Source organism: Cupriavidus sp. FW306-01-F10A (genome assembly GCF_058782785.1).
On sequence record NZ_JBYSYA010000018.1, the window covers coordinates 1 to 18,186 of the forward strand.

General features: G+C 67.0%; 21 protein-coding genes. 14 read left to right on the forward strand and 7 right to left on the reverse strand.

The window, feature by feature from the left end; genetic code table 11:
* Positions 1-224, forward strand: a 224-nt coding sequence (locus tag AC3WLF_RS22635; RefSeq protein WP_492358870.1) for a hypothetical protein, incomplete at its 5' end; no start/stop codon positions are given.
* Between the two features lie 91 nt (positions 225-315).
* Here AC3WLF_RS22635 and AC3WLF_RS22640 read toward each other — a convergent pair.
* From AC3WLF_RS22640 to AC3WLF_RS22655, 4 genes are all read right to left on the reverse strand, one after another.
* Positions 316-1,092, reverse strand: a complete 777-nt coding sequence (locus tag AC3WLF_RS22640; protein WP_010809914.1) for an enoyl-CoA hydratase — start codon at positions 1,090-1,092, stop codon at positions 316-318.
* Between the two features lie 93 nt (positions 1,093-1,185).
* Entirely contained in the window at positions 1,186-1,938 is a 753-nt protein-coding gene (locus AC3WLF_RS22645; RefSeq protein ID WP_492321488.1) for an amino acid ABC transporter ATP-binding protein, read from the reverse strand.
* A 37-nt stretch (positions 1,939-1,975) separates the two neighbouring features.
* Positions 1,976-2,629, reverse strand: coding sequence for an amino acid ABC transporter permease (locus AC3WLF_RS22650; RefSeq protein ID WP_010809912.1), 654 nt, complete (start codon positions 2,627-2,629; stop codon positions 1,976-1,978).
* Positions 2,630-2,740: 111 nt separating this feature from the next.
* The gene (locus AC3WLF_RS22655; RefSeq protein WP_035819783.1) at positions 2,741-3,526 is read right to left on the reverse strand and encodes an amino acid ABC transporter substrate-binding protein; all 786 of its coding nucleotides are present in this window, start codon (positions 3,524-3,526) and stop codon (positions 2,741-2,743) included.
* Between the two features lie 266 nt (positions 3,527-3,792).
* Here AC3WLF_RS22655 and paaG point away from each other — a divergent pair, with 266 nt between their 5' ends.
* The 3 genes from paaG to paaK are packed head-to-tail and all read left to right on the forward strand — an operon-like array spanning position 3,793 to position 6,464.
* Positions 3,793-4,617 carry a 2-(1,2-epoxy-1,2-dihydrophenyl)acetyl-CoA isomerase PaaG gene (gene paaG, locus AC3WLF_RS22660; protein ID WP_052181647.1) on the forward strand — a complete coding sequence of 275 codons (825 nt, stop codon included), beginning with the start codon at positions 3,793-3,795 and terminating at the stop codon, positions 4,615-4,617.
* A 40-nt stretch (positions 4,618-4,657) separates the two neighbouring features.
* Entirely contained in the window at positions 4,658-5,110 is a 453-nt protein-coding gene (gene paaI / locus AC3WLF_RS22665; protein ID WP_010809909.1) for a hydroxyphenylacetyl-CoA thioesterase PaaI, read from the forward strand.
* 49 nt (positions 5,111-5,159) lie between these two features.
* Entirely contained in the window at positions 5,160-6,464 is a 1,305-nt protein-coding gene (gene paaK / locus AC3WLF_RS22670) for a phenylacetate--CoA ligase PaaK (protein WP_492321449.1), read from the forward strand.
* Positions 6,465-6,521: 57 nt separating this feature from the next.
* On the opposite strand, the gene mltA is transcribed toward paaK, so the two are convergent.
* Entirely contained in the window at positions 6,522-7,667 is a 1,146-nt protein-coding gene (mltA, locus tag AC3WLF_RS22675; protein WP_492321450.1) for a murein transglycosylase A, read from the reverse strand.
* Positions 7,668-7,782: 115 nt separating this feature from the next.
* On the opposite strand from mltA, the gene AC3WLF_RS22680 reads away from it, so the two are divergent.
* Positions 7,783-7,998 carry a hypothetical protein gene (locus AC3WLF_RS22680; RefSeq protein WP_439671014.1) on the forward strand — a complete coding sequence of 72 codons (216 nt, stop codon included), beginning with the start codon at positions 7,783-7,785 and terminating at the stop codon, positions 7,996-7,998.
* A gap of 13 nt (positions 7,999-8,011) precedes the next feature.
* On the opposite strand, the gene apaG is transcribed toward AC3WLF_RS22680, so the two are convergent.
* Positions 8,012-8,386: a Co2+/Mg2+ efflux protein ApaG gene (gene apaG, locus AC3WLF_RS22685; RefSeq protein ID WP_010809905.1), complete on the reverse strand. Its 375-nt coding sequence runs from the start codon at positions 8,384-8,386 to the stop codon at positions 8,012-8,014.
* Positions 8,387-8,625: 239 nt separating this feature from the next.
* On the opposite strand from apaG, the gene rpe reads away from it, so the two are divergent.
* The 8 genes from rpe (at position 8,626) to AC3WLF_RS22725 (ending at position 15,940) form a co-directional block, all read left to right on the forward strand.
* A complete protein-coding gene (gene rpe / locus AC3WLF_RS22690) occupies positions 8,626-9,327 on the forward strand; it encodes a ribulose-phosphate 3-epimerase (RefSeq protein ID WP_010809904.1) in 702 nt (233 codons plus the stop codon).
* A complete protein-coding gene (gene gph, locus AC3WLF_RS22695; RefSeq protein WP_492321451.1) occupies positions 9,324-10,067 on the forward strand; it encodes a phosphoglycolate phosphatase in 744 nt (247 codons plus the stop codon). Before rpe ends, gph begins: the two co-directional genes overlap by 4 nt.
* Before the next feature lie 421 nt (positions 10,068-10,488).
* A complete protein-coding gene (gene trpE / locus AC3WLF_RS22700) occupies positions 10,489-12,006 on the forward strand; it encodes an anthranilate synthase component I (protein WP_010809902.1) in 1,518 nt (505 codons plus the stop codon).
* Between the two features lie 20 nt (positions 12,007-12,026).
* Positions 12,027-12,596, forward strand: a complete 570-nt coding sequence (locus AC3WLF_RS22705; RefSeq protein WP_010809901.1) for an aminodeoxychorismate/anthranilate synthase component II — start codon at positions 12,027-12,029, stop codon at positions 12,594-12,596.
* Positions 12,597-12,658: 62 nt separating this feature from the next.
* Positions 12,659-13,684, forward strand: coding sequence for an anthranilate phosphoribosyltransferase (gene trpD / locus AC3WLF_RS22710; RefSeq protein ID WP_492353337.1), 1,026 nt, complete (start codon positions 12,659-12,661; stop codon positions 13,682-13,684).
* An 11-nt stretch (positions 13,685-13,695) separates the two neighbouring features.
* The gene (gene trpC, locus AC3WLF_RS22715) at positions 13,696-14,499 is read left to right on the forward strand and encodes an indole-3-glycerol phosphate synthase TrpC (protein ID WP_492358871.1); all 804 of its coding nucleotides are present in this window, start codon (positions 13,696-13,698) and stop codon (positions 14,497-14,499) included.
* Between the two features lie 3 nt (positions 14,500-14,502).
* On the forward strand, positions 14,503-15,132 hold the full coding sequence (locus tag AC3WLF_RS22720; RefSeq protein WP_492357543.1) for a CYTH domain-containing protein: 630 nt from the start codon (positions 14,503-14,505) through the stop codon (positions 15,130-15,132).
* Positions 15,133-15,163: 31 nt separating this feature from the next.
* A complete protein-coding gene (locus tag AC3WLF_RS22725; protein ID WP_492321454.1) occupies positions 15,164-15,940 on the forward strand; it encodes a uracil-DNA glycosylase in 777 nt (258 codons plus the stop codon).
* 4 nt (positions 15,941-15,944) lie between these two features.
* On the opposite strand, the gene AC3WLF_RS22730 is transcribed toward AC3WLF_RS22725, so the two are convergent.
* Entirely contained in the window at positions 15,945-16,223 is a 279-nt protein-coding gene (locus AC3WLF_RS22730) for an acylphosphatase (protein ID WP_010809896.1), read from the reverse strand.
* Between the two features lie 211 nt (positions 16,224-16,434).
* Here AC3WLF_RS22730 and AC3WLF_RS22735 point away from each other — a divergent pair, with 211 nt between their 5' ends.
* Positions 16,435-18,186, forward strand: a complete 1,752-nt coding sequence (locus AC3WLF_RS22735; RefSeq protein ID WP_492321455.1) for an ABC transporter permease — start codon at positions 16,435-16,437, stop codon at positions 18,184-18,186.

Below are 18,186 nucleotides of genomic sequence, written 5' to 3' on the forward strand. Positions count from 1 at the left end.
AGAGCTTTCCTCGTTTCGTCAACCGTTTCAGCATCTTTTTTTGCTGCGGCCAGCGCGCCAACTTCGCTGCGCCAACCGATCCGGTCGACCCTGCAACCCGCGCCCCGTCTGCTTTGCAGCGCTGCGTTGTGTGTTGCGAGGGGGCGAATAGTAGGCCGGATTCGTGCACCTTGCAACAACTTTGTCACAACGATCCGCTATGGGTTCCGGGCATTATGTCGTAAGCCGTTGAGCGGAAAAGGAAATCCCGGAAAGACGAGTGCGGGAGAAACATAATACCCCCGCACTGCCCTCGGGTATTCCCTGATCCCGGCCTCAGCGATGCTGGAAATTCGGGCTGCGCTTCTCGACGAAAGCCGCCATGCCTTCCTTCTGGTCTTCGCTGGCGAAGGTGGCATGGAACAGCCGGCGCTCGAAGTGCACGCCTTCGGCCAGCGTGGTCTCGTAGGCGGCGTTGACCGACTCCTTGATCATCATGACCACCGGCAGCGAGAACCCGGCGATGGTTTCGGCAGCCGCCAGCACTTCGTCCAGCAGCTTGTCGGCCGGTACCACGCGCGATACCAGGCCCGAGCGCTCGGCTTCGGCGGCGTCCATCATGCGCGAGGTCAGGCACAGGTCCATGGCCTTGGCCTTGGACACCGCGCGCGGCAGGCGCTGGGTGCCGCCGGCGCCGGGCATGGTGCCCAGCTTCACCTCGGGCTGGCCGAACTTGGCCGAATCCGCCGCGATGATGATGTCGCACATCATCGCCAGTTCGCAGCCGCCGCCCAGCGCATAGCCGGCCACGCCGGCAATCACCGGCTTGCGGATCTTGCGGATGGTTTCCCAGTTGCGCGTGATGTAATCGCCCTTGTACACATCCATGAAGGAATACTTGGCCATCATGCCGATATCGGCGCCGGCGGCAAAGGCGCGCTCGCTGCCGGTAATGACGATGGCGCCGATGCCCTCATCCTGGTCGAAGGCGGTCAGCGCGGCGCCAAGCTCGTCCATCAGCGCGTCATTGAGCGCGTTCAGGGCCTTCGGACGGTTCAGCGTGACCAGGCCAACACGGCCACGGGTTTCGACCAGGATGTTTTCGTACGGCATGTCTTCTCCTATGTATTTGCAGGCGGATGGCACCGTCGCCACCGGCTGCGGGCTATTCTGCCACCGGTTGCGGCGTGGCGGCGCCGGCGCCGCCTAGAGCATATGCGCCAGGAATTCGCGGGTGCGCGCGTGAGCTGGTGCCCCGAACACTTCCTCAGGCGGCCCTTCCTCAAGAATCCTGCCCTCATCCATGAACACGACGTGGTTTGCCACTTCCCGCGCAAACCCCATCTCATGCGTGACGACCAGCATGGTCATATGTTCTTCGGCCAGTTGCCGCATGGTGCGCAGCACCTCCCCGGTCAGTTCCGGGTCCAGCGCCGAGGTCGGCTCGTCGAACAGCATGATGTCGGGCTCCATGGCCAGCGCCCGCGCAATCGCCACCCGCTGCTTCTGGCCGCCGGACAGGCGCGCCGGGTAGCTGTCCCGCTTGGCCAGCAGGCCGACCTTGCGCAACAGCTCTTCGGCCTTGGGCACCACCGCGTCGCGCGCCAGTCCCTTGACGGTCATGGGGGCTTCGATGATGTTCTGCAGCACCGTCATATGCGGAAACAGGTTGAACGACTGGAACACCATGCCCATCTTCCGGCAGATGCGCCGCACTTCCGCGTCCGGCACATATCTGGCTGTGCCGTCAGGGCCGGCGGCCGTCAGCGCCTCGCCTTCGATTTCAAGGGTGCCGCGGTCAATCACCTCAAGATGATTCAGGCAGCGCAGCAAGGTACTCTTGCCCGAGCCCGAGGGCCCGATCACTGCGGTGACATCCCCCTTGTGCAAGGTCAGGGAGACACCGCGCAAGACCTCCAGTGACCCGAACGATTTGAACAGATCCCGCGCCGCGATCATGATGCCGGGCGCATTGTGGGAATTGGCGCCGGTCGGGCTAGTCATCATGTTTGGCATAGCGTTTTTCGAGATTCTGGAAGAACCAGGTCAGAATCAGCGTCATCACCAGATAGAAGAGCGCGGCGACCAGGAAAGGCGTGGTGGTGAAATCACGCTGCACGATGCCGCGCGCGGTGCGAAGAATATCGTTGAGGGCCAGCACGTAGATCAGGGACGTGTCCTTGATCAGCGTAATGGTTTCATTGCTGACCGGCGGCAACACCCGGCTGACCATCTGCGGCAGCACGACCCGCCGCATGGTCTGGAAATAGGTCATGCCCAGCGCCTTGCTGGCCTCATACTGGCCGCGATCGACCGACTTGATCCCGGCGCGGAAGATTTCCGCGAAATAGGCCGCGTAGTTCAGGGCGAAAGCCACCACCGCCGCGGGAAAGTCAGGCAGGCGCACGCCGATGACGGGCACGAACGGCAGTGCGAAATAAATAAACAGCATCTGCAGCATCAGCGGCGTGCCGCGCATCAGCCAGATATAGCCATTGACCAGGCCGCTCAGCCACGGCCATGACGAGATGCGTGCCAGCGCCAGCGCAAGCCCCAGCGGCACCGACAGGGCGAGCGTGATGGCGAATAGTGTGAGCGTGACTTGCGCGCCCTGCGCCAATGGCGCCAGAAGAGATAAGACGTAGTCCATGCTCGCGCGAAACAGAAGGAGGTGGGATCCCGGGCGCCGGGACGGCGCCCGGGATCCGGACATGGCGCGGCGCCCTGCCTGAACGGCGCAGGGCCTCACGCAGCGTCTGGATTACTTGGTGATGTCAGTGCCGAACCACTGGGTGGCGATGCGGGCTGCCGTGCCATCCTGCTTCATCGAGGCCAGGGTCTTGTCGAGCTTGCCGAGCAGCTCGGCGTCATCCTTGCGCACACCGACGCCATATTCTTCCGTGCCGAAGTTTTCCTCCAGCACCTTGTATTCGCCGGCACGCTTGCTGATCAGGTAGCGGCCCACCACTTCATCCACCACAATTGCGTCGAGGCGGCCGGTCGACAGGTCCATCAGCGCCGTCACGTTATCGCCGAAGGTCTTGAGTTCCTTCAGGCTGGCGGCGACCTGGCTTTCCTTCTTGATCGCATCCACCGCGCTGCTGCCGTCCTGCGCGCCGACGATGCGGCCGGCCAGGTCGGCCTTGGCTTTCACCGGCGAGCTGGCACCGACGATGACGATCTGGTGGTTGGTCATATAGGGCGCGGTGAAGCTGATGTTCTTCTTGCGCTCTTCGGTGATGGTCAGCCCGTTCCACAGCACATCCACGCGCTTGCCGTTGAGTTCCGCCTCCTTGGCGCTCCAGTCGATAGGCTTGAACTCGACCGTCATGCCGAGACGGCGGCTGGCCTCCTTGGCCATGTCGATATCGAAGCCGACCAGCTCGTTGTTGTTATCGCGAAAACCCATGGGCGGGAAGTTGTCGTCCAGGCCGACAATGATCTTGGTGGCCGTGTCGGCGCCGGCAGCGGGGGCCGCTTCTTTCTTGCCGCATGCCGCAAACAGCGCCACGGACGAAATCAGGAGTAATGCAGCGATCTTCTTCATAGGAATTCCAATGCGAATAGGCGAGCATGCCGGGATCCGCACAGAGATGTCGGCCGGCAGGTTTCAGATTGTTGTTGGCAGCGCGATTATAGAGCGACGCCCGTGCCCGGCATTGCGGACCCTGCCGGCATCGGAAGCCACGTCCCAACCGGCAGCCAAAAATAGTGCTAACATTTGCCGACCGACTGGTCGGTTTATTTAAGAGGCGCCGTCGACAACAGCCGCCCGCGCCGACCGCGACAAAATATCCGGCAGGAGACAACCCAATGCCCCCGATGTCCACCTCCGCTGGCCAGCCGGTCAGCATCGACGCCGGCCCGGTCTTGCTGCAATGGCAGGGCCCGGTTGCCGTGATCACCCTGAACCGCCCCGACAAGCTCAACAGCTTCACCCGCGCGATGCACCAGGCGCTGCAGCAGGCGCTCGACCATGTCGAGGCCGGCGGCGCGCGCGCCCTGCTGCTGACCGGGGCGGGCCGCGGCTTCTGCGCCGGCCAGGACCTGGCCGACCTGGATTTCACGCCCGGGCACATGACCGACCTGGGCGAGCTGATCGATACCTGGTTCAACCCGCTGATCCGCCGGCTGCAGGCCCTGCCGCTGCCGGTGGTGGCCGCGGTCAACGGCACCGCGGCCGGTGCCGGCGCCAACCTGGCGCTGGCCTGCGACATGGTGCTGGCGGCGCGCTCGGCCAGCTTTATCCAGGCCTTCGTCAAGATCGGACTGGTGCCGGATTCGGGCGGCACCTGGCTGCTGCCGAAGCGCATCGGCATGGCGCGCGCGCTGGGCCTGGCCATGACCGGCGAGCGGCTGAGCGCCGAAGAGGCCGAGAAATGGGGCCTGGTCTGGGAGACCATGGACGACCCGCTGCTGCCGGAACAGGCGCTGGCGCTGGCCACGCACCTGGCCGGGCAGCCGACCCGCGCGCTGGCCGCGATCAAGCGCGCCATGCATGCCAGCGCCACCGCCACGCTGGACGCCCAGCTGGACCTGGAGCGTGACCTGCAGCGCGAACTCGGCCAGTCCGCCGACTATGCGGAGGGCGTCAACGCCTTCCTCGAAAAGCGCGCACCGCACTTCACCGGCAAGTAAGCCGCGCGGGCCTTCCCGCCACTCTATATAGGAGACCAGCTTGAAACAGGACCCCCAGGCCCTCGCCGAAGCGGCCGCCGCCGCCATGTATGAAGCCGACACCTGCAGCCGCTGGCTGGGCATCACGGTCGAGGCCGTGCGTCCCGGCTATGCCCGGCTGACCATGCCGGTGCGCAAGGAATTCCTCAACGGCCACGGCATCTGCCACGGCGGCCTGATGTTCACGCTGGCCGATTCGACCTTCGCTTTTGCCTGCAACAGCCATAACATCAACACTGTGGCCGCAGGTTGCAGCATCGAGTTCCTCAAGCCCGTGCACGGCGGCGACGTGCTGACCGCCGAGGCCACCGAGCAGGTCCTGTCCGGCCGGCACGGCATCTACGATATCCGCGTGACCAACGCCGCGGGCCAGGTGGTGGCGATGTTCCGCGGCAAGTCGGCGCAGATCAGGGGACATGTGGTGCCGCCGCCGGAAGGGACGGAAGGCACCTGAGCAAATCCGGCAAGATACTTAAGATAAACGCCCCCGTGCAGGAGACGACATGAGCACGCGCCTGACCGATCTGCCCCTGGATGCGATCGAGACCGCCAGCCGCGCCGAGCTGCAGGCCTTGCAGCTGGAGCGGCTGAGATGGTCGCTCAACCACGCCTACGCCAATTCGCCGGTGTACCGCCGCAAGTTCGACGAAGCCGGGGTCCACCCCGACCAGCTGCATTCGCTGGCCGACCTGGCGCGCTTCCCGTTCACCAGCAAGCAGGACCTGCGCGACAACTACCCGTTCGGCATGTTCGCCGTACCGCAGGACCGCGTGGCGCGCATCCACGCCTCGTCCGGCACCACCGGCAAGCCCACCGTGGTCGGCTACACGCTCCAGGACATCGACAACTGGGCCACGGTGATGGCGCGCTCGATCCGCGCCTCGGGCGCGCGGCGCGGCGACAAGGTGCACATCAGCTACGGCTACGGCCTCTTCACCGGCGGCCTGGGCGCGCACTACGGCGTGGAAAAGGCCGGCCTGACCGCGATCCCCTTCGGCGGCGGCCAGACCGAGCGCCAGGTGCAGCTGATCCAGGACTTCAAGCCCGAGGTCATCATGGTGACGCCCAGCTATATGCTGGCGATCGCCGACGAGTTCGAGCGCCAGGGCATCGACCCGGCCGGCAGCTCGCTGCGCGTGGGCATCTTCGGCGCGGAGCCGTGGACACCGGAAATGCGGCTGGCGATCGAGAAGCGCATGGGCATCTCGGCAGTCGATATCTATGGCCTGTCAGAGGTGATGGGCCCGGGCGTGGCCAATGAGTGCGCCGAGACCAAGGACGGGCCGACCATCTGGGAAGACCATTTCTACCCCGAGATCATCGATCCCGACACCGGCGCAGTGCTGCCCGACGGGGAGTTCGGCGAGCTGGTGTTCACCTCGCTGACCAAGGAGGCGATGCCTGTGGTGCGCTACCGCACCCGCGACCTGACCAGGCTGCTGCCCGGCACGGCGCGCCCGGCATTCCGCCGCATGGAGAAGATCACCGGCCGCACCGACGACATGATGATCGTGCGCGGGGTCAACGTGTTCCCGTCGCAGATCGAGGAACTGATCCTCAAGCACGCCGAGCTGGCGCCGCACTACCAGTGCGTGCTGACCAAGGACGGCCACATGGACACGCTGACCGTGCGCGTGGAATGCGCCCACGGCAGCGAGCCGGCGCTGGCGCTGGGCGCGCGCGCGCGGCTGGCGCAGGAGATCAAGGCCTATATCGGCGTCACCGCCGGCATCGAGGTGCTGCCCGAGGGCGGCGTCGAGCGCTCGGTGGGCAAGGCGCGGCGGATCGTCGACCAGCGCCCGCGCTGAGGGCCGTCCACCATCAAGAAAGGGCGCCGCGATGGCGCCCTTTTTGCGTTGCCGAGGTCAGCTGCGCGGCATCAGCACCCACATGCGGCCGCCCTGCTTCATGCGGCCCGCGGTCTCGCCGGCGGCATCGCCCGCACCCCAGAAGAAGTCCGCGCGCACCCCGCCCTTGATGGCGCTGCCGGTGTCCTGCGCGAACATCAGCCGCTGGATCGGCTCGGTCGACAGCGGGCGCGTGGTCGACAGGAATACCGGCACCCCCAGCGGGATGGTGGCCGGGTCGACCGCGATCGAGCGCTCCGCGGTCAGCGGCACGCCCAGCGCGCCCACCGGGCCGTCGTTGTTGGCCGGCAGCTCGCGGAAGAAGACAAAGCGCGGGTTGATGTTGAGCATCTCGTCGACGCGGCCCGGGTTGGCGCGCGCCCACGCCTTGATGCCCTGCATGGTGGCCTGTGCCGGCGTGATCTCGCCGCGGTCCAGCAGCCATTTGCCGAACGAGCGGAACGGCTGGTCGTTGGTGCCGCCGAAGCCCACCCGCATGATGCTGCCATCGGCCATGCGGATGCGGCCCGAGCCCTGGATCTGCAGGAAGGCGGCCTCGACCGCGTCATCCACCCAGACCAGCTCGCTGCCGCGCATGGCCGGGTTCTGCAGCAGCTCGGCGCGGGCCGGCAGCGGGCGGTTGCCGAACTGTGCCGGCTTGCGGTACAGCGGCACCTGGAACTTGCCCTGGCGCGTGCGCGAGCCGTGCAGGATCGGTTCGTAGTAGCCGGTGATCAGGCCGTAGTCAGTGCCATCGCCGTTGACCACGCGGTACGGCTGGAAGTTGCTTTCGAAATAGGCGCGCATGGCGTTGAGGTTGCCGGCATCGACCATCATGCCGGCGGCACAGGCGCGGCTCCACTCGGCGCGCTTCTTCAGCGCCTGGCAACTGGCCTGCAGCGCGGGCCAGGCGGCGCGCACGTCGTCCTGGGCCCAACCGCCGATTTCGGTCCAGCTGGCGGCCTGCAGACTGCCCTTCTGCGACGAGGCCGTCGGCGGCGTGGTGCCGGCCGGGCCGGTCTCGATGCGCGGCGGCGGGCCGCTCATGCAGCCGGCCAGCAGCACGGCCGCGCCGGACAGCGCCAGCCAGCCGCGCATGCGCAGCGAGCGCCAGGGGGAAACCGGGGAAATCCGGGAAATCGGGAAAGAGTCTGCGTATGCCATCTTGCTATTGTTCAAAGTCCGGGCCGGCGCAGCTTGCGGGGCCGATTGCCCCTACAATCCCACCGTCATCCTTCAACCACCGCCTGCGCCCCCGTGGGCCTGCGCCGCATCCGCCATGAGCAAGTTCTTCGAAGCCCATCCCATGCTGCTGTTCGCCCTGGAAGCCGGCGTGGCGCTGTTCCTGCTGATCTTTATCGTGGTCTGGACCATGGGCACGGCGAAAAAGAACCCGCGTCCCACGCGCGCCCCGTCCGGGCATCCGTCGCGCCAGCCGGCGCAGGGCGCCGCTGAAGCGCCGCCGCAGGATCAGGACAGCGCATCGCGCCAATAGGTTCCCGGCAGGGTCAGTGCAGCATGCGCGGCAGCACCAGCGCGAATTCAGGGATCGGCACCTCGAAGCGGTGGCCGTCCTCGGCCACGCAGAAGTATTCGCCCTTCATCGAGCCCACCGGGGTCGAGATGGTGGCCCAGCTGGTGTATTCGAAATGCTCGCCCGGCTTGAGCAGCGGCTGGTGGCCGACCACGCCCAGGCCCGCCACTTCCTGCGTGCCGTTGTCGCTGTCGGTGATGACCCAGTGGCGCGAGATCAGCTGCGCCGCCACCTCGCCGGTATTGTGGATGGTGATGGTGTAGGCGAAGGCATGGCGCCCGCGCTCAGGTTCTGACTGGTCCGGCAGGTACTGGGTGCGTACCGAGACGGAGAAAGCGTACTCGCTCATCGTGGGCAGGGCCGGCTTGAGGCGCCAGGCAGGGAAGTGGGTAGCCGCATTGTGCGGGATGGCCGCGGCACGGGCAAGAGCACCGGCAAGATCACCGCGCGCCGGGGCAGCGGTAGAATATAGCCCTTTCAGGGCCGGGCCGTGCCGGACGCCCCCGCCTGATCCCCTCTGGCGCCCGCCCCTGGGCGCGCCGGAGACGCAAACAGCATTCCCCAGCACCCCACATGCTAGCCGCCGACATGAGCACGCCCACCTACCGCATCGCCCCGTCCATCCTGTCCGCCGACTTTGCCCGCCTGGGCGAGGAAGTGCGCCGCGTGACCGAGGCCGGCGCCGACTGGATCCACTTCGACGTGATGGACAACCATTACGTGCCCAACCTGACCGTGGGCCCGCTGGTGTGCGAGGCGATCCGCCCGCACGTGACCGCGCCGATCGACGTGCACCTGATGGTGCGCCCGGTGGACCGGATCATCCCGGACTTTGCCAAGGCGGGCGCCAATATCATCACCTTCCACCCGGAAGCCAGCGAGCACGTGGACCGCTCGCTCGCGCTGATCCGCGACCACGGCTGCCAGGCCGGCCTGGTGTTCAACCCGGCCACGCCGCTGCACCACCTGGACCACGTGATGGACCGCCTGGACGTGATCCTGCTGATGTCGGTCAACCCGGGCTTCGGCGGCCAGTCGTTCATCCCCGAGACGCTCAACAAGCTGCGCGCCGTGCGCCAGCGCATCGATGAGTACACCGCCCGCACCGGCCGCACCATCCTGCTGGAAGTGGACGGCGGCGTGAAGGTCGACAACATCGCCGAGATCGCGGCGGCCGGCGCCGACACCTTCGTGGCGGGCTCGGCCGTGTTCGGCAAGCCGGATGCGGACGGCGGCTACCGCGGCATCATCTCGGCGCTGCGCGGCGAACTGGCCAAGGCCGGGCAATGACCGAGGGCGTGTTCCTGCGCCGCAACGACTGGCGCGGCATCGAAGGCGTGATCGTCGACCTCGACGGCACCATGGTCGACACCGCGGGCGACTTCCACGCCTCGATCAACGCCATGCTGCTGGCGCTGGGCCGCCAGCACCCCAACCTGGGGCCGGCAGCGCCGATGTCGGAGGCGGAGATCGTCAGCTATGTCGGCAAGGGCTCGGAAAACCTGATCCGGCGCGTGCTGGACGCGCGCTTCTCGCCACTGCACGCCAACAGCCTGTTCGCCGACGCCTATGCGCTGTACGACCGCGAGTACATCCGCATCAACGGCCAGTTCTCGCAGGTCTACCCCGGCGTGCGCGAAGGCCTGGCGGCGATGAAGGCGGCCGGGCTGCGCCTGGCCTGCGTGACCAACAAGCCCTACAGCTTCACCGAGCCGCTGCTGGCCAAGACCGGCCTCGCCCAGTACTTCGAGTTGGTCTACGGTGGCGACGCCTTCCCGCTGCGCAAGCCCGACCCCTTCCCGCTGCTGAAAGTGGCCGACGCCTTCGGTCTGGAGCCGTCGGCAATGGCGGCGCTGGGCGACTCGGAAAACGACGCGCAGGCGGCCCGCGCGGCCGGCATGGGCGTGCTGCTGGTGCCCTATGGCTACAACCATGGCAACCCTGTACAAGGCGTTGACGCCGATGGTATAGTCGACTCCATTGCCCACGCCGCAGCGCTGTTTGCAGCACACTGGGCAGGTCATCGATAGTCCGAATTTCGTCGATCCCGACCAAATCCCAAACATTTCATGTTTCTCAACCGCAAACGCATCTCTTCTGGCAGTGATCGGCAGGCTTGGCCCTGGCGTCGCTGGCGCGCCTCCCAACAGGCGTAAAGTGCGTTCGCGAGTCTGCTGACGAGCCCTCGACCCGAGGGCCTCGCCACACCGGCCTAGCTGCCGGGCATTCCCACCAAAACCCGCCGCAAGCCAGCGTAGCCGCCATATTCGTGTGCTACGTTTAGCTCAAGAACGCGCCGCACGCCCTTCCCCGGCCGTGTGCAGTCTTGTCCGCAAGCCGCTTGCACCACGGCCCGCCAACGGGGCGGGTATCCATTCGCTCCAGCCTGATTGCCGATAAGCGGCGCCGCGCCCCTCCACCGCGCAGCGCGCGCCGCACAAGAGGACCGACATGACCGAACTGGAATTCAAATCGCTGGCCGACCAGGGCTACAACCGCATCCCGCTGATCGCCGAGGCCTTTGCCGACCTGGAAACGCCGCTGTCGCTGTACCTGAAGCTGGCCCAGTCGCAGACGCGCGGCGTCAACACCTTCCTGCTGGAATCGGTGGTGGGCGGCGAGCGCTTCGGGCGCTTTTCGTTTATCGGCCTGCATGCCCGCACCCTGCTGCGCGCCTTCGGCAACCGCACCGAGGTGGTGACCGACGGCAAGGTGGTGGAAACCCACGAAGGCAACCCGCTCGACTTCATCGCCGAGTTCGAACAGCGCTTCAAGGTGGCGCTGCGCCCGGGGCTGCCGCGCTTCTGCGGCGGCCTGGCCGGCTACTTCGGCTATGACGCGGTGCGCTATATCGAGAAGAAGCTCGCCGACACGCACAAGCCCGATGACCTGAACCTGCCGGACATCCAGCTGCTGCTGTGCGAGGAACTGGCCGTCATCGACAACCTGTCGGGCAAGCTCTACCTGATCGTCTACGCCGACCCGACCACGCCGGAAGCCTATTCGCGCGCGCGCCAGCGCCTGCGCGAGCTGCGCATGAAGCTGCGCCAGCCGGTGGACGTGCCGGTCACCAGCCCGTCGGTGCAGACCGAGGTCTACCGCGAATTCGCCAAGGCCGACTACCTGGCCGCGGTGCACAAGGCCAAGGAATACATCATGGCCGGCGACATGATGCAGGTGCAGATCGGCCAGCGCCTGGTCAAGCCTTACCGCGACGCGCCGCTGTCGCTGTACCGCGCGCTGCGTTCGCTGAACCCGTCGCCGTACATGTACTTCTACAACTTCGGCGACTTCCAGGTGGTGGGCGCCTCGCCGGAGATCCTGGTGCGCCAGGAAGAGCGCAAGGTCGGCACCAACGGCGACATGCGCAGCGAACACATCGTCACCATCCGCCCGCTGGCCGGCACGCGCCCGCGCGGCAATACGCCGGAGAAGGACGCCCAGCTGGCCACCGAGCTGCTGCAGGATCCGAAGGAGATCGCCGAGCACGTGATGCTGATCGACCTGGCGCGCAACGATATCGGCCGCATCGCCGAGACTGGCTCGGTCAAGGTCACCGACAAGATGGTGATCGAGAAGTACTCGCACGTGCAGCACATCGTCAGCTCGGTCGAAGGCACGCTGCGCGAGGGCATCAGCAACCTGGACGTGCTGCGCGCGACCTTCCCGGCCGGCACGCTGTCGGGCGCGCCCAAGGTCCATGCGATGGAGATCATCGACGAGCTGGAACCGCGCAAGCGTGGCATCTATGGCGGCGCGGTGGGCTACCTGTCGTTCGGCGGCGAGATGGACCTGGCGATCGCGATCCGCACCGGCATCGTCAAGGACGGCAACCTCTACGTGCAGGCCGCCGCCGGCATCGTTGCCGACTCGGATCCCGAAGCCGAATGGAGGGAAACCGAAGCCAAGGCGCGCGCCGTGATCCGCGCCGCCGAGCAGGTCCAGGATGGCCTGGACTCCGACATCTGAGAGAACAGGAGACAGACGCCATGCTGCTGATGATCGACAACTACGATTCGTTCACCTATAACCTGGTCCAGTATTTCGGCGAACTGGGCGAAGACGTGCGCACCTACCGCAACGACGAGATCACCATCGAGGAGATCGAGGCGCTCAAGCCCGACCACATCTGCGTCTCGCCCGGGCCGTGCAGCCCGAAGGAAGCCGGCATCTCGGTGGCGGCGCTGCAGCACTTTGCCGGCAAGATCCCGCTGCTGGGCGTGTGCCTGGGCCACCAGGCCATCGGCGAGGCCTTTGGCGGCAAGGTGATCCGCGCCAAGCAGGTGATGCACGGCAAGGTCAGCACCATCGAGACCACCCAGCAAGGCGTGTTCGCCGGACTGCCCAGGCACTTCGACGTGACGCGCTATCATTCACTGGCGATCGAGCGCGAAACCCTGCCCGATTGCCTGGAGATCACCGCCTGGACCCCGGACGGCGAGATCATGGGCGTGCGCCACAAGACGCTCGCCGTTGAAGGCGTGCAGTTCCATCCCGAGTCGATCCTGTCCGAGCATGGCCATGCGCTGCTGGCCAACTTCGTCAAGGCGCCGCGATGAGACTGCTCGATTCCGCACCTTCCAGCCCGCACCACGCCATCCAGACTGTCAACGAGAACGCCATGATCACGCCGCAAGAAGCCCTGACGCGCTGCATCGAGCACCGCGAAATCTTCCATGACGAGATGCTGCACCTGATGCGGCAGATCATGCAGGGGCAGATCTCGCCGGTGATGGCCGCCGCGATCCTGACCGGCCTGCGCGTCAAGAAGGAAACCATCGGCGAGATCTCCGCCGCCGCGCAGGTGATGCGCGAGTTCGCCAACAAGGTGCCGGTGGCCGATCGCGAGAACTTCGTCGATATCGTCGGCACCGGCGGCGACGGCTCGCACACCTTCAATATCTCGACCGCATCGATGTTCGTCGCCGCCGCCGCCGGCGCCAGGATCGCCAAGCATGGCAACCGCGGCGTCAGTTCCAAGTCGGGCAGCGCGGACGTGCTGGAAGCGCTGGGCGTGAACATCATGCTGACGCCCGAGCAGGTCGGCCAGTGCATCGAAGAGACCGGCATCGGCTTCATGTTCGCGCCCACGCACCACCCGGCGATGAAGAACGTCGCGCCGATCCGCAAGGAGATGGGCGTGCGCACCATCTTCAATATCCTGGGCCCGCTGACCAACCCGGCCGATGCGCCCAACATCCTGATGGGCGTGTTCCACCCCGACCTGGTCGGCATCCAGGTGCGCGTGATGCAGCGCCTGGGCGCCAAGCACGCCATCGTGGTGTACGGCAAGGACGGCATGGACGAGGTCTCGCTGGGCGCCGCCACGCTGGTGGGCGAACTGAAGGACGGCGAGGTGCGCGAATATGAGATCCACCCCGAGGACTTCGGCCTGCAGATGATCTCCAACCGCGGCCTGAAGGTGGCCGATGCGACGGAGTCGAAGGAAATGCTGCTTGAAGCGCTGACCAACGTACCGGGCACGCCGCGCGAGATCGTCTCGCTGAACGCCGGCACCGCGCTGTACGCCGCCAACGTGGCCGACTCCGTCGAAGACGGTATCCGCCGCGCGCGCGAGGCGATTGCTAGCGGCACGGCGCACGAGAAGCTCGACCAGTTCGTGCGCGCCACCCAGCAGTTCAAGTAAGAGACGCGAATATGTCCGACATCCTGCAAAAGATCCTGGCCGTAAAGGCCGACGAAGTCGCCGCCGCGCGCAAGAAGCGCGACCTGCCCAGCCTGCGCGCCGAGGCCGAAAGCCTGCGCACTGAGCCGGGCCTGGCACCGCGCGGCTTTGAGCGCGCGCTGCGCGAGAAGATCGCCGCCGGCCAGGCCGGCGTGATCGCCGAGGTCAAGAAGGCATCGCCGTCCAAGGGCGTGCTGCGCGAGCGCTTCGTGCCCGAGGCCATTGCCGAAAGCTACGCCAGCCATGGCGCCGCCTGCCTGTCGGTGCTGACCGACGTGAACTTCTTCCAGGGACACGCCGACTACCTGAAGCGCGCCCGTAGCGCCTGTCCGCTGCCGGCCCTGCGCAAGGACTTCATGGTCGACCTGTACCAGGTCTATGAAGCGCGCACCTGGGGCGCCGACTGCATCCTGCTGATCGTCGCCGCGCTGGACCCGGGCCTGATGGCCGAACTGGAAGCCTGTGCGCTTGAGCTCGGCATGGATGTGCTGGTGGAAGTGCACGGCGACGACGAGCTCGACGCGGCGCTGCGCCTGAAGACTCCGCTGCTCGGCGTGAACAACCGCAACCTGCGCACCTTCGAGGTGTCGCTGGACAACACGCTGGACCTGCTGCCGCATATGCCGGCCGACAAGCTGGTGGTGACCGAGTCCGGCATCCTCGGCCAGGCGGACGTAAAGCGCATGCGCGATGCCAACGTGCATGCGTTCCTGGTGGGTGAGGCGTTTATGCGTGCACCGGATCCAGGGGTGGAGCTGGCACGGCTGTTTGCCTGAGCCATGGCCCAGGAAATCGAACTCAAGCTGGCCATCCCCGACGACGCCCTGGCCCCGCTGGCCGCCTGGCTCGACGCCAACGGCGCCCCGCAGGGCGAAGCCACGCTGCTCAACGTCTACCTCGATACCCCGGAATGCGACCTGGCACAGGCGCGCGCCGCGCTGCGGCTGCGCCGCAAAGGCGCGCAATGGCTGCAGACGCTGAAGACCGCCGGCAGCAGCCAGGGCGGCCTGGCCACGCGCCATGAATGGGAGACAGAGATCGCCGGCGAGGCCATCGAGCTGCAAACCTTTCCCGCGGAAGCGCAAACCGTGCTCGCGCCACTGATCGGCCGGCTGGCACCGGTGTTCCGCACCGACTTCGTCCGCCGCACCTGGCTGGTCACGCAGGACGGCGCCCGCATCGAGGCCGCGCTCGACACCGGCACCATCACCGCGCCGGCCAGCGCCGCGCAGGAACCCATCCAGGAACTCGAACTGGAATGGCTCGATGGCGACGCCGCGCACGCGGCCGATGCCCTGCGCGCCTTTGCCGCGCGGCTGGCCACCGTTGCCGCGCTGGCACCCTCGGACCTCAGCAAAGCCGCCCGCGGCTACCGCCTGGCGGGAATCGCCGAAGGCAAGGCCTCATAATCGCGGTTTTCCCGCCGAGCTTTCCTCACGCATGCAAGCCGATCTCTTCGCCGCCGAAGCCCCCCGCGCCCCCGGCGAACCGTCCCCTGCCGCCAGCCTGCAGGCCCAGGCCGACGCCCTGCCCGCCGCCTGGCGCACCTTGATGGATCCGTGCATCCGCGTGCCGGCGTGGCAGGACCTGGCCGCCTTTGTCGACGGCGAACGTGCCGCCGGCAAGCCGGTATTCCCGCACCATGTCTTCCACGCGCTGCACCTGACCCCGCCCGACGCGGTCAAGGTGGTGATCCTGGGCCAGGACCCCTACCACGGCACCGGCACGGTCGGCGGCGTTGAGCTGCCGCAGGCGCACGGGCTGGCGTTCTCGGTGCCGGAAGGCATCAAGGTGCCACCCAGCCTGCGCAACATCTTCAAGGAAATCGCCGCCGAGTTCGGCGCCAACGGCAACGGCGCGCCGCGCACCTCCGGCAACCTGGAAGGCTGGGCGCGCCAGGGCGTGCTGCTGCTCAACACCGTGCTGACGGTGGAACAGGGCCAGGCCGCCAGCCATGCGCGGCGAGGCTGGGAAGCCGTCACCGATTGCCTGATCCAGAACCTCGCCGCCAGCCGCCCGAGTCTTGTGTTCATGCTGTGGGGCAGCCACGCGCAGGCCAAGAAGCCGTTGCTGGGCGCCGGCCACTGCGTGCTGGAAGCGCCGCATCCGTCGCCGCTGTCGGCGCACCGGGGCTTCCTGGGCTGCGGGCACTTCCGCGAGGCCAACCGCTGGCTGGAAGCGAACGGCCGCACGCCGGTCGACTGGACCGCGGCCTAGTCCGTCAGATCGTCGGCCGGAATTCGAAACCGGCAAACTCCCCTTCCCCAGGCCCGACCTCGACCAGCGTCACCTGCGCGGCCGGCGGGCCCTGTTCCATCCACGCCTGCAGGGCTTCGAGCTGCCTGACCGTGCCGTGCGCCATCACCTCGACGGTGCCGTCGAGCCGGTTGCGCACCCAGCCGCCAAGCTCAAGGTCGTCCGCCGCGTCGGCGCAGGCGGCGCGGTAGCCCACGCCTTGCACGCGCCCATGCGCGACCAGGCGCCAGGTTTCCTTCTTCATGGCTTTTCCCTTTGGGCGCACGCCTGCAGCGTGCGCGATCTGTCATCCACACCAAGTAAACTAGACCGCCATGCCGGGCGTTACAAAGGGATGCGCGCCGCCCGGCGTGAAGCCGGCGGCATGCGGGCTTTGCCATTGTCCACCGGGGCCGCGAATCAGGGCTGGGCCACAAGCCTTGCCATCCAAGCTCGATACAGCCCGAGAAGCGCCCATGATGCCACCCGCCGACCGCCGCGCGGCCCCGCCCGCCCCTGGCTTTGACAGCCAGCTGCTGCGCGCCCCGCCCAACCGCTTCGACCTGGCCCTGCTGCCGATCATCCTGGCCGTGATCGTGATGATCGCGTTCGCCGCGCAGCAGATGAACGCCCCGTTCCAGCCCGACCAGCAGCTGGCGGTGCACCTGGACGTGGCCTACCTGCCCTACTACCTGATGCGCACCAGCATCCGCATGCTGGCGGCGCTGGCGGCGTCGCTGCTGTTCTCGCTGGCGTTTGCCGCGCTGGCGTCAAAGAGCCGCACAGCGGAGAAGGTGCTGGTGCCGGCGCTGGACATCCTGCAGTCGATACCCGTGCTGGGCTTCCTGTCGATCACCGTGACCGGCTTTATCGCCCTCTTTCCCGGCAATATCGCAGGGGTGGAGTGCGCGGCCATCTTCGCCATCTTCACCTCGCAGGCGTGGAACATGGCGTTCAGCCTGTACCAGTCGTTCCGCACCATCCCGGGCGATTTGCTGGAAGCGGCGGCCATGTTCCGGCTGTCGCCGTGGCAGCGCTTCTGGCGCCTGGAAGTGCCGTTCGCCATGCCGGGGCTGCTGTGGAACATGATGATGTCGATGTCCGGCGGCTGGTTCTTCGTGGTGGCGTCCGAGGCGATCTCGGTATCGGGCCACGACATCCGCCTGCCTGGGATCGGCTCCTATATCGCGCTGGCGATCCAGCAGCAGGACCTGGCCGCGATCGGCTGGGCCATCCTGGCGATGCTGGCGGGCATCCTGCTGTACGACCAGCTGCTGTTCCGCCCGCTGGTGGCATGGGCCGACCGCTTCCGCTTCGAGACCCTGGCGCAGGACAAGCTGCCGCAGTCGTGGCTGCTGGACCTGCTGCGCCGCTCGGCGTGGGTGGGTGCAGTGCTGGCACAGACGGCGGCGCTGGCCGGGCGCACGCTGGCGTGGGGCGCGCGCCGCGGGCAGGCCCCGGCACAGCCGGACAATCCGCGGCGCGCGCTGTGGTTCTGCCGCGTGCGCGACGCCGTGATCGTGCTGGTGGCATTGGCCGCGTTGCTGCGCGTGGGCTACTTCGTGCACAGCGAGGTGGGCTGGGCCGAAGTCGGCCATGTGCTGTGGCTCGGCACGATCACGATGGTGCGCGTGGTGGTGCTGATCGCGCTGGCGGCGCTGGTGTGGGTGCCGATCGGCATCCGCATCGGCCTGAACCCGGAACTGGCGCGCATTGCCCAGCCGATTGCGCAGTTCCTGGCCGCCTTCCCGGCCAACCTGATGTTCCCGCTGGCGGTGATGCTGATCGTGCGCTTCGGGCTGAACCCGGAGATCTGGCTGAGCCCGCTGCTGATCTTCGGCACGCAGTGGTACATCCTGTTCAACGTGGTCGCGGGGGCGTCGGGCATTCCCACCGAACTGAAGCTCGCCGCGCGCAATCTCGGCCTGCGTGGCTGGCTGCTGTGGAAGCGCTTCCTGATCCCCGCGGTGTTCCCGAGCCTGCTGACCGGGCTGGTGACGGCCGCCGGCGGCTCGTGGAACGCCAGCATCGTGTCTGAGTACGTGACCTGGGGCGACCGCACCATCGTTGCCACCGGGCTCGGCAGCTATATCGCCGAGACCACCGCGCGCGGCGACTTCCCGCGCATTGCGCTGGGCATAGTCGTGATGGCGCTGTTCGTGGTCGGCTTCAACCGGCTGCTGTGGAACCGCCTGTATCAACTCGCGCAAGAGCGCACTCGCTTGTAA